The sequence below is a fragment of the Nocardioides sp. BGA-UO-ETr-FS32 genome, from assembly GCF_059567905.1.
Genome location: NZ_JCAQOX010000017.1, coordinates 550,690 through 565,219 on the forward strand (window position 1 = coordinate 550,690; position 14,530 = coordinate 565,219).

The 14,530-nt window shown below is 72.6% G+C and carries 11 protein-coding genes; 4 read left to right on the forward strand and 7 right to left on the reverse strand.

Annotation, left to right across the window (positions count from 1 at the left end; all coding sequences use genetic code 11):
• Positions 1–5: 5 nt before the first annotated feature.
• The 5 genes from AC57BS_RS22845 to AC57BS_RS22865 all read right to left on the reverse strand — a co-directional run bounded on the left by AC57BS_RS22845 (position 6) and on the right by AC57BS_RS22865 (position 6,434).
• Positions 6–941 carry a hydroxymethylglutaryl-CoA lyase gene (locus tag AC57BS_RS22845; protein ID WP_496413742.1) on the reverse strand — a complete coding sequence of 312 codons (936 nt, stop codon included), beginning with the start codon at positions 939–941 and terminating at the stop codon, positions 6–8.
• A complete protein-coding gene (locus AC57BS_RS22850; RefSeq protein ID WP_496413743.1) occupies positions 934–2,853 on the reverse strand; it encodes an acetyl/propionyl/methylcrotonyl-CoA carboxylase subunit alpha in 1,920 nt (639 codons plus the stop codon). The genes AC57BS_RS22845 and AC57BS_RS22850 overlap by 8 nt, the downstream gene beginning before the upstream one ends.
• Positions 2,854–2,952: 99 nt before the next feature.
• On the reverse strand, positions 2,953–4,491 hold the full coding sequence (locus AC57BS_RS22855; RefSeq protein WP_496414221.1) for a carboxyl transferase domain-containing protein: 1,539 nt from the start codon (positions 4,489–4,491) through the stop codon (positions 2,953–2,955).
• 66 nt (positions 4,492–4,557) lie between these two features.
• On the reverse strand, positions 4,558–5,742 hold the full coding sequence (locus AC57BS_RS22860; RefSeq protein WP_496413744.1) for a sensor histidine kinase: 1,185 nt from the start codon (positions 5,740–5,742) through the stop codon (positions 4,558–4,560).
• Positions 5,739–6,434 carry a response regulator transcription factor gene (locus tag AC57BS_RS22865; protein ID WP_496413745.1) on the reverse strand — a complete coding sequence of 232 codons (696 nt, stop codon included), beginning with the start codon at positions 6,432–6,434 and terminating at the stop codon, positions 5,739–5,741. The genes AC57BS_RS22860 and AC57BS_RS22865 overlap by 4 nt, the downstream gene beginning before the upstream one ends.
• Before the next feature lie 369 nt (positions 6,435–6,803).
• Here AC57BS_RS22865 and AC57BS_RS22870 point away from each other — a divergent pair, with 369 nt between their 5' ends.
• Both AC57BS_RS22870 and AC57BS_RS22875 read left to right on the forward strand, forming a co-directional pair.
• Positions 6,804–7,355, forward strand: coding sequence for an SACE_7040 family transcriptional regulator (locus AC57BS_RS22870; RefSeq protein ID WP_496413746.1), 552 nt, complete (start codon positions 6,804–6,806; stop codon positions 7,353–7,355).
• Between the two features lie 44 nt (positions 7,356–7,399).
• Complete coding sequence (locus tag AC57BS_RS22875) at positions 7,400–7,912, forward strand: ferritin (protein WP_496413747.1); 513 nt, start codon at positions 7,400–7,402, stop codon at positions 7,910–7,912.
• Positions 7,913–8,098: 186 nt separating this feature from the next.
• Here the strand turns inward: AC57BS_RS22875 and AC57BS_RS22880 are convergent, their stop codons facing one another.
• Both AC57BS_RS22880 and AC57BS_RS22885 read right to left on the reverse strand, forming a co-directional pair.
• On the reverse strand, positions 8,099–8,806 hold the full coding sequence (locus AC57BS_RS22880) for an SWIM zinc finger family protein (protein WP_496413748.1): 708 nt from the start codon (positions 8,804–8,806) through the stop codon (positions 8,099–8,101).
• Complete coding sequence (locus AC57BS_RS22885; RefSeq protein WP_496413749.1) at positions 8,803–11,592, reverse strand: DEAD/DEAH box helicase; 2,790 nt, start codon at positions 11,590–11,592, stop codon at positions 8,803–8,805. The genes AC57BS_RS22880 and AC57BS_RS22885 overlap by 4 nt, the downstream gene beginning before the upstream one ends.
• A gap of 90 nt (positions 11,593–11,682) precedes the next feature.
• On the opposite strand from AC57BS_RS22885, the gene AC57BS_RS22890 reads away from it, so the two are divergent.
• Together AC57BS_RS22890 and AC57BS_RS22895 are read left to right on the forward strand one after the other, a co-directional pair.
• The gene (locus tag AC57BS_RS22890) at positions 11,683–12,867 is read left to right on the forward strand and encodes a dipeptidase (protein ID WP_496413750.1); all 1,185 of its coding nucleotides are present in this window, start codon (positions 11,683–11,685) and stop codon (positions 12,865–12,867) included.
• Between the two features lie 64 nt (positions 12,868–12,931).
• Positions 12,932–14,506: a DHA2 family efflux MFS transporter permease subunit gene (locus tag AC57BS_RS22895; protein ID WP_496413751.1), complete on the forward strand. Its 1,575-nt coding sequence runs from the start codon at positions 12,932–12,934 to the stop codon at positions 14,504–14,506.
• Positions 14,507–14,530 lie beyond the last annotated feature (24 nt).

Below are 14,530 nucleotides of genomic sequence, written 5' to 3' on the forward strand. Positions count from 1 at the left end.
GCCGCTCAACCCGCGGTGCCCGAGAGCGCCCGTACGACGGCGCTGGGGCTCGGGCGACCCAGCTGCCCGGCCATCCACGTGCTCGTCGCGACCAGCGCGTCGAGGTCGACCCCGTGATCGATCCCCAGGCCGGTGAGCATCCAGACCAGGTCCTCGGTGGCGAGGTTGCCGGTCGCTGACTTGGCGTAGGGGCAGCCTCCGAGGCCGCCGGCGCTGGCGTCGAAGGTGGTGATGCCGGCCTCGAGCGAGGCGTACGTGTTGGCGAGCGCCTGGCCATAGGTGTCGTGGAAGTGCATCGCCAGCCGGTCGGTGCCCACGCCCGCGTCGACGAACGCGCCGACGAGCGCCTTCACGTGACCGGCGGTGGCGACGCCGATGGTGTCGCCGAGGCTGAGCTGGCTCGCGCCGAGGTCGAGCAGGCGGGTGCCGGCGGTGACGACCTGCTCGATCGGCACCGCGCCCTCCCACGGGTCGCCGAAGCACATCGAGACGTAGGCGCGGACGTCCATGCCGGCCTCGCGGGCGCGCGCGACCGTCGGCTCGAACATCGCGAACTGCTCGTCGAAGGTGCGGTTGAGGTTCTTGGTCGCGAAGGTCTCGGTCGCGCTGCCGAAGATCGCGATGTGCTCCAGGCCGAGCTCGAGGGCCCGGTCGAGGCCTCGCTCGTTGGGCACGAGCACCGGCAGGTGCCGGCCCGCCTCGCCCAGCTCCGTCATCAGCAGGTGCGCGTCGGCGAGCTGCGGCACCCACTTCGGGTGCACGAACGACGTGGCCTCGACGATCGGGAGGCCGGCGGCAACCAAGCGGCGCACGAACTCCGCCTTGACCTCGACCGGCACGATCGCCTGCTCGTTCTGCAGGCCGTCGCGGGGGCCGACCTCGTAGATCGTGACCCGCTCGGGGAGTGCGTCGGCGGGCACGGTCATGGGCAGGTCAGTCATCCGAGGCCTCCACGACGAACAGCAGGGCGCCCAGCTTGACCTGGTCGCCGGTGGCCGCGCCGACCGACGTCACGGTGCCGGCGAAGGGCGCCTTGAGCGCGAGCTCCATCTTCATCGCCTCCATCACCCCCAGCGTCTCACCCTCGGCCACGGCCTGGCCCTCGGTGACGTTGACCGCGAGCACGGTGCCGGGCATCGGGGCGAGCAGCGTGCCGTCGCCGGCGCCCGCGGCGTGGTCGCCGAACGGGTCCGGCCGCTCCCACAGCCACCGCTGGCCGCGGTGCACGACGTCGACGAAGTCGCGCTGCACGTTGAGCACGGCGTGCTCGGCGCGGCCGTCGACGAGGAGGTGGACGGTGTGGTCGGCCGCGGACACGAGGCGTACGTCGTGGGTGCGGCCGTCGTGCGTCACGGTGCCGAGGTGCCGGTCGACGACCACGAGGTCGGTGCCGAGGACGAGGGTGTCAGGAGCGGGGTCCGCGCCCATCCGCCAGCCGTCGGCGTGCCACGGCCCGGTGGTGCCCACCGTCTCGAGGAGCACCTCGGTCCAGGCCGCGAAGACCCGCGCCTGCTCCGCGTCGGGCGCCGGGACCTCGTGGCGGTCGAGCCAGGCGGTGTCGATGGTGGTGTCGCGGAACTCGTCGGACGCGGTGAGCGCGCGGAGGAAGCCGGTGTTGGTGGTGATGCCGAGGATGGCGGTCTCCCCGAGCGCGTCCACCAGCGCCGCTCGGGCGGCCTCGCGGTCCGGGCCCCACGCGATGACCTTGCCGAGCATCGGGTCGTAGGAGGTGCTGACCTCCTGCCCGGGCTCGAGGGCGTGGTCGACGCGGACACCGTCGGCGGACGGCCACCGCACGATCGACGTACGCCCCGCCTGGGGCAGGAAGCCGTTGAAGGAGTCCTCGGCATAGACGCGGGCCTCGATGGCATGCCCCTCGAGCGTGACCTGCGACTGGTCGATGCCCAGCGGATCACCGGTCGCGACCCGCAGCTGGAGCTCGACGAGGTCGACCCGCTCGCTCGCCGCACCCGTCCGGACCCGGACCACCTCCTCGGTCACCGGGTGCTCGACCTGGAGGCGGGTGTTCATCTCGAGGAAGTAGAACTCGCCGGTCGCGTTGTCGAGGAGGAACTCCACGGTCCCGGCACCGGTGTAGCCGCACTGCTGCGCGAGCGCGACGGCCGAGGCGGTGATCGCGGCCCGCTGCTCGTCGCTGATGGTGGGCGCCGGCGCCTCCTCCAGCACCTTCTGGTGGCGGCGCTGGGTGGAGCAGTCGCGCTCGAAGAAGTGCAGCACGGTGCCGTGGGCGTCGCCCATGACCTGCACCTCGATGTGGCGGCCGGACTCGACGTACTTCTCGACCAGGATCGTGTCGTCGCCGAAGGACGACAGCGCCTCGCGCTGCGCGGCGGCGAACGCCTCGGCGTAGCCGTCGGCCGAGCGGACCACGCGCATGCCCTTGCCGCCGCCGCCGGCCGCGGCCTTGACCAGCACCGGGTAGGCATACGTCGCGGGGTCGTCGGCGAGGGAGTACGACGGCACGACCGGTACGCCGGCGGCGAGCGCCACCTCGCGCGCCGCGTCCTTGCGGCCCATCGCGTCCATCACGTCGCCCGACGGCCCGACCAGGGTGATGCCGGCGTCGGCCAGCGCCCGTGCGAACGGCGCGCGCTCGGAGAGGAAGCCGTAGCCGGGGTGCACGAACCCGGCACCGGACTCGCGGGCGGCCGCGACGACCTCGTCGATGTCGAGGTAGGACGAGACCCGCACCGTCCGGTCCGCGGCGCGCACGTGCGGCGCGTCGGCGTCGAGGTCGGTGTGGATCGCGACCGTGCGCCAGCCGAGGCGGCGCGCCGTACGCATGACCCGCAGGGCGATCTCGCCGCGGTTGGCGATCAAGAGGGTGTTCATGGGTGCTCCTGGTGTCAGCTTCGCTGGCTCGGTCTCGACACGGGCCTGGCGCCGCCGCTGGTTGAGCAGCGAGGAACGAGCGTGTCGAGACCAAGGCGGTCACATGCGGAAGATCCCGTAGCGGGGTTCGGGGATCGGGGTGTACGCCGTGGCGGCGAGCGCCATGCCGAGCACGCGGCGGGTGTCGGCGGGGTCGATGATCCCGTCGTCCCACAGCCGCGCGCTGGCGTAGTAGGGCGAGCCCTGGGTCTCGTACTGCTCGCGGATCGGCGCCTTGAACGCCTCGACCGCCTCCTCGTCCTCGAGGTCGGTGCGGACGGTGGCCAGCACGGACGCCGCCTGCTCGCCGCCCATCACCGAGATCCGGGCGTTGGGCCACATCCAGAGGAAGCGCGGGTCGTAGGCCCGCCCGCACATGCCGTAGTTGCCGGCGCCGAACGAGCCTCCGATGACGACGGTGAACTTCGGCACGACGCTGCACGCGACCGCGGTGACGAGCTTGGCGCCGTCGCGGGCGATGCCCTTGTTCTCGTACTCGCGACCGACCATGAAGCCGGTGATGTTCTGCAGGAACACCAGCGGGATCCTGCGCTGGTTGCACAGCTCGATGAAGTGCGCGCCCTTGAGCGCCGACTCGCTGAACAGGATGCCGTTGTTGGCGACGATGCCGACCTCGTGGCCGTGGATCCGGGCGAAGCCGCAGACCAGGGTGTCGCCGTAGAGCTTCTTGAACTCGTGGAACCGGCTGCCGTCGACCACGCGGCGGATCACCTCGCGCACGTCGTAGGGCGTACGGGTGTCGGTCGGGACCACGTCGTAGAGCGACTCCGGCGGCTCGTGCGGCTCCTCGACGTCGGCGACCGGCGTGCGCACCGGGGTGGCCGCGGGCAGGGTGTCGACGATCGAGCGCACGATGGCGAGCGCGTGGGCGTCGTCCTCGGCGAGGTGGTCGACCACCCCGGACGTACGGGCGTGCACGTCGCCGCCGCCGAGGTCCTCGGCCGAGACCACCTCACCGGTCGCGGCCTTCACCAGCGGCGGGCCGCCGAGGAAGATCGTGCCCTGGTTGCGCACGATCACCGTCTCGTCCGACATCGCCGGGACGTACGCCCCGCCGGCGGTGCACGAGCCCATCACGCTGGCGATCTGCGGGATCCCCTTCGCCGACAGGTTCGCCTGGTTGAAGAAGATGCGGCCGAAGTGCTCGCGGTCGGGGAACACCTCGTCCTGCATCGGCAGGAAGGCCCCGCCGGAGTCGACGAGGTAGATGCACGGCAGGTGGTTCTCCGCGGCGATGGTCTGCGCGCGCAGGTGCTTCTTGACCGTCATCGGGTAGTAGGTGCCGCCCTTGACGGTCGCGTCGTTGGCCACGACCACGCACTCGCGCCCGGACACGCGGCCGATCCCGCCGACGACGCCGGCGGACGGGACGGCGTACTCGTCGCCGTCCTTGCCGTACATCCCGAACGCAGCCAGCGGAGCCAGCTCCAGGAAGGGGCTACCCGGGTCGAGCAGCCGGTCGACGCGGTCGCGGACCAGCAGCTTGCCGCGGTCGGTGTGCTTGCTCCGGGCGGCGTCCGACCCGCCCCGGCGCACGCGGGCGAGCCGGGAGCGCAGGTCGTCGACGAGCTCGCGCATGGTGGGTGGGGCAGTCAGTGGCTCGGACACCGGCACAGGTTAGCGATCGTTAACCTGCGCTGTCCATCACGCCGGTCGGTCCGCCGGGAACTCGCCGCGCAGCGCGGTGCCCCGGCCGGGAGCGGTCTCCAGCGTGAGCCGGCCGCCGGCGGCCGCGACGCGCGCCTCCATGCCGAGCAGTCCACCGGCGACCACCCGGTCGCGGTCGAACCCGCGCCCGTCGTCGGAGACGCTGAAGGACAGGTGCGGGCGACCGCGCACGGTCACCAGCACCTCGGTGGCGTCCGCGTGCTTCGCGGCGTTGGTCAGGGCCTCGAGGATGCAGAAGTACGCCGCGGCCTCGACCTGGCGGCCGGTGCGCTCGACGTCGGCGACGTCGAGCGTGACCGGCACCGTCGAGCGGCGCGCGGTCGACTGCAGCGCCGCCACGAGGCCGCGCTCGCTCAGCAGCGGCGGGTAGATGCCGCGGGCCAGCTCGCGCAGCTCGGTGACGACCTCGCGGTTGTCGGCCGCCAGCTGCCCCAGGAGCGCGGTGGCGCCCTCGTGCCGGCCGGCCAGGAGCTCCTTGCGGGCGCGCTCGATGGTCACGCTCATCGCGAGCAGGCGCTGCTGGGCGCCGTCGTGCAGGTCGCGCTCCAGGCTGCGGCGGGCCGCGTCGGCCACCTCCACGATCCGCGTACGGGACTCCACGAGCTGGGCCGACTGGTCCTGCAGGCGCGTGTAGGCGTCGCGCACGAGGAACACCACCACCGCGACGCCGGCCGGCAGCGACGCCGCGATCACGACGGCGTTGACCCACCACAGCTCGTTGACCCCCTCCACGCGCCGCCACTCGGCCAGGGCCGCGACCGCCGCGCTGCCGACGACCGCCACCACGCTGAGCGCCTGGATCCAGCGACGCCCGAGGTAGGGGAAGCCCACCAGCAGCGGGACCAGGGTCACCAGCGCCGTCAGCGGGCTCAGGTTGGGTGTCGCCCACGTGCCGCCGACGGCGAAGAGGAGCGCGGAGAGCGTCAGACCGACGATCGCGGCCGGCGCACCGTAGCGGCGGCACAGCGGGGGCGTGACGAGCATCAGCACGATCGACACGACCATCACGCCGAGGTCGATCTCCACCGCGGTGTGCCGGAAGCCGAGCAGGTACGCCGCCCCGAGCAGGAGGGTGGCGCTGGTGAGCGCGATCAGGTTGATGCGCAGCAACCACCGCAGCGCCGGGTCGAGGCTGTCCCAGCCCGACAGGAGCCCCTTCATCGGCGGGGCGCGACCCCGCCGCCGACACCGGCCTCGCTGAGGAAGACCAGCGTCGCCGCCACCCGGCGGTGGACCGGGGCGTCCGCGGGCAGGTCGAGCTTGGTCAGGATCGAGTTGATGTGCTTCTCCACGGCCCGGTCGGTGATCACCAGCTCCGCGGCGATCGCCGCGTTGGTCATCCCGCGAGCGACCATCGAGAGCACCTCGAGCTCGCGCGGGGTGAGCCGGTCGAGCAGCGAGTCGTGGCGCCGCGTGCCGGTCTCCACGAGGGCGTCGACGACGATCTGGTCGATCACCGATCCGCCCGCCGCGACGGTGTGGAGGGCCGCCACGAGCTCGTCGACGTCGGCGACGCGCTCCTTGAGGAGGTAGCCACGGCCGTCGCTGCCCTCGCGGACGAGGTCGAGGGCGTACTCCACGTCGGCGTACTGCGTCAGCGCCACCACGCCCACGTCGGGATGCGTACGCCGCAGCTCGCCCGCCGCGCGGACGCCCTCGTCGGTGAAGTCCGGCGGCATCCGGATGTCGGTGAGGAGCACGTCGGGCCGGTGCTCCTCCACCGCCGCGAGCAGCTCGGGGAGGCTCGTGGCGGTGGCGACGACGTCGATGTCCTCGTAGGGGTCGAGCAGCGCGAGCACCCCCGCCCGGAGCAGGTCTCCGTCCTCGGCGAGGACCACCCGGATCTGCGACATGGGCGCACTGTAGTCACGCCCCCCGCCACCCGTCGGTAGAGCAGGCACCACTGCGTCGCGCCCCTGTCGGACCGCCCACACACCTGATTCCGATGCCCTGGGGCGCGCGGTCGACGTTTCTTTACACCACAGTGGTGCTGGCACCACTCATTCCTCGGGGTGTCGCGCGTACTATTTGTCGTGCACGAAGGGTGCGCTGATCGTGGGGATCAGTGGGCCGCTGCGGGGGTGCGGCCCACTGGCAGCACGGGGAGCGATGGGGAGACGCGTGTGATTCCGCTGGCAGTCTGGGAGGTGCCGGAGCGCAGGATGGCGCTCCCGGCACCGCGCGCACCGCGCGACGGGTTAGCAGGCACTAACCTCGACGTCGTGACCCCTCGCCGCCAGCAGATCCTGGACATCGCGGCCGAGCTCTTCGCCACCCGCGGGTTCCACGGCGTCTCGGTCGCCGAGCTCGGCGCGGCCTGCGGGATCTCCGGTCCCGCGCTCTACAAGCACTTCGAGTCCAAGGACGCGATGCTCGCCGAGATGCTGGTGACCATCAGCGAGACCCTGCTCGCCGAGGGACGGGCGCGCGTCGCCGGCGCCGCCGGACCCCGCGAGGCGCTCGAGGCGCTCGTCGAGTGGCACATCGAGTTCGCCCTCGAGCACCGCGCGCTGATCGTCGTCCAGGACCGCGACTGGAGCAACCTGCCCGACGAGGCCCGCGAGCGGGTCCGCGCGCTCCAGCGCGCCTACGTCGACATCTGGGCCACGCAGGTACGCCGCCTCGAGCCCGGCCTGAGTCCCGAGGCGTCGCGCACCCGGGCCCACGTGCTCTTCGGGCTGCTCAACTCCACCCCGCACAGCGGCCGGCTGCCCGACCCGCAGATGCACGACGTGCTGCGCGACATGGCCCACGGCGCGCTCGGTCTCGCCTGACCAGACCCCGCGGCCGGCGCTCGTCCCCCCGATAGGGTGAGCCCATGCAGCTGAGCGAGACCCTCGAGAACGCCTTCAACGCCCAGATCACGCTCGAGCTCCAGGCGTCGTTGGTCTACCGCCAGCTCGCCATCGAGCTCGAGATCATGGACCTCACCGGCATGGCCGCATGGCTGCGGCACCAGGCGGACGAGGAGATCGTCCACGCCAACAAGCTCATCGACCACGTCGCCGACCGCGACAACCACCCGCGCATCGGCGCCACGTCCGCGCCCAGCCCGACCGTCGGCTCCGTCCTCGACGCCTTCGAGGCGGCGCTGGCCCACGAGGAGAAGGTGTCGGCCTCCATCCGCGACCTCTACCGCCTCGCCGAGTCCGAGGGCGACCTCGACTCGCGACCGCTGCTCAACTGGTTCCTCGAGGAGCAGGTCGAGGAGGAGGCGACGGTCAAGGAGATCGTCGGCCGCCTCAAGATGATCGACGACGACGGACCCGGCCTGCTCCGGCTCGACGAGGAGCTCGGCGCGCGCCCCGTCACCACCACCGAGGCCCGCTGACCCCGTACGGCCCCCGGCGTGGGTGGCGGCACATCGCACGCCCACACCCCACCGACCCGCAACCCGCCGCCACCCCCGTACGGCCCCCGGCGTGGGTGGCGGCACATCGCACACCCATACCCACCGACCCGCAACCCGCCGCCACCCCGTACGGCCCCCGCGGGGAGGGCAGCCGCGGCCCAGCGCTCACCAGGAGTCGAACGGGTCCTCGCGGTGCAGCAGCCGGGCGGCTCGTACGGCGGCGTCCTCGGCCACGACCAGGTCGTCCAGCGCCTCCCCCGACCGTGAGTCTCCTGGAGACTCACCGGCCAGCGCGGCGTCGGAGGGCTGCGCGAGCCGGTGCAGGTCGCGCAGCACCCGGTCGCGCGAGAGGCCGCGCAGGTGGGTCAGCACGAACGGATCGGCCTGGATCAGCCACGCCAGCTGCGTGAGCACCGCCAGCGCGTGGGGGCACGGGTCCAGCCAGCCGTCGCACGTGCACGCCGAGCCCAGCTCGCCGCCGTAGGGCAACAGCTCGACGCCCGCCTCCTCGATCGCCTCCACGAACGCGTGCGGGAGCTGCCCGGCGAGGAGGGCGCCGATCCGCCCGGACTCGGCCGCCACCAGCTCGGCGAACGCCGCCGCGTCACCCTCGTCGAGCACCGGGACGGTGACCTCCACGGTGAACGCGTCGTCCCCGTCGGCCACCGCCGCCACGGCTCCGCCGTCGGAGACGGTGATGGCGCCCACCGCGCCCGCGCGGGCGAGCGTACGGGCCCGGCGCAGGTCCTGGACGCTGAAGGCCGCCTCCTCCACCGCCCGGACCACGGCCTTGCTCCACCACGTCCCGGCGCCGCCCCCGCGGCGGGCCGGCAAGCGGGGGTGGGTGACGGCGGCGCTCGTGGGACCGCTCATCGGCGGAGCTCGACGAGGTCGCGCAGCTCGTCGTCGGAGAGCTCGGTCAGCGCGGTCTCGCCGCGGGCGAGGACCGAGTCGGCGAGGGAGCGCTTGCGGGTGAGCAGCTCGGCGATCTTCTCCTCGATGGTGCCCTGGGTGACGAAGCGGTGGACCTGGACGGGGCGGGTCTGCCCGATCCGGTAGGCCCGGTCGGTGGCCTGGTCCTCGACGGCGGGGTTCCACCAGCGGTCGAAGTGGATGACGTGGTCGGCGCGCGTCAGGTTGAGCCCGGTGCCGCCGGCCTTGAGCGAGAGCAGGAAGACAGGCACCTCGCCGGCCTGGAAGCGCGCCACCATCGCGTCGCGACCGCGCACCGGCGTGCCGCCGTGCAGGAGCTGGTGCGGCACGCCGGCGGTGGCGAGGTGCCGCACGAGCAGGTCGGCCATCGCGACGTACTGGGTGAAGACGAGGACCGCGCCGTCCTCGGCCATCACGGTGCCGACCAGCTCGTCGAGGAGCTCGAGCTTCTCCGAGCGGCCGCGGAGCCGGGGGTTGGGCTGGCGCAGGAAGTGGGCGGGGTGGTTGCAGATCTGCTTCAGCCCGGTGAGGAGCTTGAGCACCAGCCCGCGACGGGTCTCCTCGTCGGCCTCCTCGATGCGGCGCATCGAGTCACGCACGAGCGTCTCGTAGAGGACGACCTGCTCGCGGGTCAGGCCGAGGACGTGGTCGGTCTCGGTCTTGGGCGGCAGCTCGGGTGCGACGCCGGGGTCGGACTTGCGCCGGCGCAGCAGGAACGGCCCGATCAGGTCGGCGAACTGCCGTGCCTTCGTCGGCTCGAGCCCGGACTCGATCGGACCTGCCCACACCTTGCGGAAGGCGTTGCGGCTGCCGAGCAGGCCGGGGATCGCCCAGTCGAGGATCGACCACAGCTCGGTGAGGTCGTTCTCGACGGGGGTGCCGGTGAGGGCGACGCGGGCGGTGCTCGGGATGGTGCGCAGCGCGCGGGCCGCGCTGGAGCGGGAGTTCTTGACGTGCTGGGCCTCGTCTGCGACCACGAGGTCCCACCGCACCTCGGCGAGCAGGGCGGCGTCGTTGCGCATCGTGCCGTAGGTGGTCAGGACGAAGCCGCTCGTGACGCCGTCGAGGTCGCGCGCGCTGCCGTGGTGGCGGCGTACGTCGACTCCCGGCGCGAAGCGACGGATCTCGGCCTCCCAGTTGCCGAGCAGCGACGCCGGGCAGACCACCAGCGTCGGCCCGCCCTGTGACTCGGTGGTCGAGTGCCCCGCGAGTCTCGATACGCCGGCTCCTTCGTCGCCGCCTACTCGACCACCGATAGACGAGCGGGGTGTATCGAGACCGGCGCGGTGCAGGTGCAGCGCGATCACGGTGATCGTCTTGCCCAGGCCCATGTCGTCGGCGAGGCAGGCGCCGAGCCCGAGCGAGGTCAGCTCGGCCAGCCAGGTCAGCCCGCGGCGCTGGTAGTCGCGGAGGTCGGCCTGCAGGGCCGGTGGCACGTCGACCAGGTCGCCGGTGACGGCGTCGCGCACCCGGTCGCGGACCTTGAGCAGGCTCGCCCCGACCACGGCCTCGTAGGGCGCGTCCTCGATGTCCACGACCCCGGTGAGGGTCGCGGCGAGGGCCTGCACCGGCGTCACGGTGCGGATGAGCCGCTTGCGCGCCCGCTTGATGACTGCCGAGTCGACCGCCACCCAGTTGTCGCGCAGCTTGATGATCGGGCTGGTGGTGTGGGCCAGCTCGTCCATCTCGTCGTCGGTGAGCTCCTCTCCGTGCAGCGAGAGCTGCCACTCGAAGCCGAACAGCGCCTGCGGACCGAACAGGCCGTCCTGGAGCGCCTCCTCGCGCGTGGCGGTCGACCTCTGGTGGCCGAGCTCGACGCGCTGGGTGACCTCGCGGTCGAGGTACTTCGGCCACATGACCGGGTGGCCCGCCTCGGTCAGCGCGGCAGCTCCGCCGTCGAGGAGGGAGAGGATCTCGTCGGAGTCGAGGACGATCTCGTCGGGCACCCGCAGGTCGAGCAGCCGGTCGAGCACCGGCCACGCGTCGGCCGCCGAGCGCAGGGCGATCGCCGCGTGGGTGCGGGCCCGCTCGCCGAACCCGTGGGCCGCGTCCGGGCCGGGGTCGGCCCACAGCTCGGAGGCGTCGGCGACGTGCGCGGCGTTGTCGACGGCGTGGACCTGGAGCACGAGGCGTACGGCGCCGGCGACCAGCTCCTCCTCGTCGGCCTCGATCCGGAACGAGATCGACACCAGGTGCGGCCGGTCGTCGCGACCGCGGGCCCGGATCCGGGCGATGCGCTGCTGGAGCTCGTCGCTGAAGGCGTCCGGGCTGCGGGTCTCCGGCGGGCGGGCCGGGACGGCCGGGCCCCGGTGGCGGGAGCGGCCCGGGGCCGTGCGCGGCATCGTGTCGACGACCGCGTCGAGCACCGCCCGCACCGTCCCCTCCGCGGTCGCCTCGTCGAAGCCGTCCCACGCACGCGAGCGCGCCAGCTCGCCGATGCGGCGCTCGTCGTCGGCGTCGAGGCCGGCGACCTGCCAGTGCCGGCCCTCGGGGTCGGGGGCGAACCGCCCCGAGGCCACGAGCTGGAGGCCCAGGAGGGCGGCGCCGGCCAGCAGGGCGACCGACGGATGGGCGTCGGGCTGGCCGCGGACCTTGCCGAGCACCGGCAGGGCGCCGCGGATCGGCAGCACGATCGTGCGCCGGTCGTCGGTGAACTCGACGGAGCCGTCCCGGGGCCGCTCACCCGCCAGCAGCCTGGCGGGACCGGTGACCGGGACGAAGCTCATGCACAACCTCTCTGGCCCGCTCGACAGCGGACGACAGGACGCTAACGCCTCGCACCGACAGGGAGTTCCCGGTTGCTAGCGTCGGGAGGCATGGACCTCACCGGCCTGCTGGCCGCCCACCCCGTGATCGACGGCCACAACGACCTGCTCTGGACCGCGCGCGTCGAGGCGGCGTACGACTTCTCCCGCCTCGACGTCGGCACCGGCGGCACGCCGACCCACACCGACCTGCCCCGCATGCGGGCCGGCGGGATGGGTGCCCAGTTCTGGTCGGTCTACGTCCCGACGCTGCTGACCGGCGACGCGGCCGTGAGCGCCACGCTCGAGCAGGTCGACGCGGCCCGGATGCTGACGAGCCGGTACGCCGACCAGCTGGCGTGGGCGACCACCGCCGACGAGGTCGAGGACGCCTGGGCCACCGACCGGATGGCCTCGCTGGTGGGGGCGGAGGGCGGGCACTCGATCGGATGCTCGCTGGGCACGCTGCGCCAGCTGCACGAGCTGGGCGTGCGCTACCTGACCCTGACCCACAACGCGAACACCCCGTGGGCCGACTCCGCGACCGACGCCCCGGTCGCCGGCGGGCTGACGGCCTTCGGTCGCGAGGTCGTGCGGGAGATGAACCGCCTCGGCATGATGGTCGACCTCTCCCACGTCTCCGCCGACACGATGCGCGCGGCGCTCGAGGTCAGCGAGGCGCCGGTGGTCTTCAGCCACAGCTCCGCGCGGGCGGTCACCGACAGTCCCCGCAACGCTCCCGACGACGTGCTCGAGGCGATGGCCCGCGGCGGAGGCGTGTGCATGGTGACCTTCGTGCCGAAGTTCGTGAACGCCGCCTGCGCCGAGGCGCACCGCGAGCTGGTCGCGGCCGCGGCGGAGGGGGGAGTCTCCGAGGCCGACGGGCCACGGTTCGCGGCGTTCGAGCGCGCCTGGGTGCTCGAGCGCCCCCAGCCGACGGCGACGCTGGCCGACGTGGTGGCGCACGTCGAGCACGTACGCGAGGTCGCGGGCATCGACCACGTCGGGCTCGGCGGCGACTACGACGGCGTCGAGACCCTGCCGGCCGGGCTCGAGGACGTCTCGACCTACCCGGCGCTGCTCGCCGCGCTGGCGGAGCGCGGCTGGTCCTCCGGCGACCTCGCCCGGCTCACCTGCCGCAACACCCTGCGGGTGATGCGTGAGGTGGAGACGGTGGCGCGCGACCTCCAGGCCGTGCGCGGGCCGTCGCTGGCCCGGATCGAGGATCTCGACGGCACTCCCGCCGCCCACCCGTGAGGGTGATGCAGACCACCGCGAAAACAATTACGTCGTTGTCCTACGCCACCCATACCGTGGGCGGGTGACCGACACCCAGACCCCACCCGGCGGCCTCGCGCCGGAGCACTCCGACAAGCTCGACAAGGGCGTCCTGATGGTGGCCGGCGTGGTCGTCCTCGGCGCCATCATGTCCATCCTCGACATCACCGTCGTCTCCGTCGCGCTCAACACCTTCCAGGAGGAGTTCGACGCCACCGCGGCCGAGGTCGCGTGGACGATGACCGGCTACACGCTCGCCCTGGCCAGCGTCATCCCGCTGACGGGCTGGGCGGCCGACCGCTTCGGCACCAAGCGCCTCTACCTCCTCGCGGTCCTGCTGTTCACCATCGGATCGGTGCTCTGCGCGGCGGCGACGTCGCTGGAGATGCTGGTGCTCTTCCGCGTCCTCCAGGGCCTCGGCGGCGGCATGCTGATGCCGCTCGGGATGACCATCCTGACCCGCGCCGCCGGCCCCGAGCGGGTCGGCCGGGTGATGGCCGTGCTCGGCATCCCGATGCTGCTGGGCCCGATCTTCGGCCCGATCATCGGCGGCGCGCTGATCGAGAGCGCCTCGTGGCAGTGGATCTTCCTCATCAACCTGCCGATCGGCATCGCCGCGATCGTCTACGCCTTGATCGTGCTGCCCCGGGACCACGTCGAGCCGTCGGAGACGTTCGACTGGCTGGGCATGGTGCTGCTGTCGCCCGGCCTCGCCGCGTTCCTCTACGGCGTGAGCTCCATCCCCGAGGAGGGCACGGCCCTGGCCGCCCGCGTGCTGGTGCCGATGGTCGTCGGCCTCGCGCTGATCGTCGCGTTCGTGCCGTGGGCCCTGGCCCGGCGCAACATCCACCCGCTCGTGGAGCTGCGTCTGTTCAAGAACAAGAACATGACGGTCGCGATCATCGCGATGACCCTCTTCGCGATCGCCTTCTTCGGCGCCTCGCTGCTCTTCCCGCTCTACTTCATCCAGGTCCGCGGCGAGGGCACCCTGTTCACCGGCTGGCTGCTGGCCCCGCAGGGCGTCGGCGCGATGCTCACCATGCCGGTCGCCGGCATCCTCGCCGACCGGATCGGCCCCGGCAAGATCGTCCTCACCGGCATCACGGTGATCACGGTCGGCATGGCGATGTTCACCCTGATCGGCGCGGACACGTCCTACACCTACATCCTCGGCGCCCTGTTCATCATGGGCCTCGGCATGGGCGCGACGATGATGCCGATCATGACGGCCGCGCTGGCCACGCTGACCGCGCACAACGTGGCCCGCGGCTCCACCCTGCTCAACATCACCCAGCAGGTGGCCGCCTCGATCGGCACGGCGCTGTTCTCGGTGATCCTCACCAACGAGCTGAAGGACTCGCGCTTCGTCGCAGCAGGCACGAAGCTGGCGGAGGCAGGCGACGACCAGACCCAGGTGGCCGCGATCCTCGACCGCTTCGGCATCTCCCCCGAGCAGCTCGGCAACCTCGAGCAGCTGGTCACCAGCGACATGGCCGACGCGTTCGCGACCGTCTTCATCGTCGCGACCGTCCTCGTCGCGTGCTGCCTCATCCCGGCCGCGTTCCTCCCGCGCACGAAGGTCGCACCGGTCGACCCGACGGCGATGATGGGTCACTGACCCTCACACACAGAGTCGGCGCAT

Bases quoted from the DNA above. Each gene is read 5' to 3' on its own strand.
- AC57BS_RS22875 (WP_496413747.1), top strand. From the start codon at position 7,400: ATGCAGCTGAGCGAGACCCTCGAGAACGCCTTCAACGCCCAGATCACG.
- AC57BS_RS22845 (WP_496413742.1), bottom strand. From the start codon at position 941: ATGACTGACCTGCCCATGACCGTGCCCGCCGACGCACTCCCCGAGCGG.
- AC57BS_RS22885 (WP_496413749.1), bottom strand. From the start codon at position 11,592: ATGAGCTTCGTCCCGGTCACCGGTCCCGCCAGGCTGCTGGCGGGTGAG.
- AC57BS_RS22890 (WP_496413750.1), top strand. From the start codon at position 11,683: ATGGACCTCACCGGCCTGCTGGCCGCCCACCCCGTGATCGACGGCCAC.
- AC57BS_RS22865 (WP_496413745.1), bottom strand. From the start codon at position 6,434: ATGTCGCAGATCCGGGTGGTCCTCGCCGAGGACGGAGACCTGCTCCGG.
- AC57BS_RS22855 (WP_496414221.1), bottom strand. From the start codon at position 4,491: ATGCGCGAGCTCGTCGACGACCTGCGCTCCCGGCTCGCCCGCGTGCGC.
- AC57BS_RS22850 (WP_496413743.1), bottom strand. From the start codon at position 2,853: ATGAACACCCTCTTGATCGCCAACCGCGGCGAGATCGCCCTGCGGGTC.
- AC57BS_RS22880 (WP_496413748.1), bottom strand. From the start codon at position 8,806: ATGAGCGGTCCCACGAGCGCCGCCGTCACCCACCCCCGCTTGCCGGCC.
- AC57BS_RS22860 (WP_496413744.1), bottom strand. From the start codon at position 5,742: ATGAAGGGGCTCCTGTCGGGCTGGGACAGCCTCGACCCGGCGCTGCGG.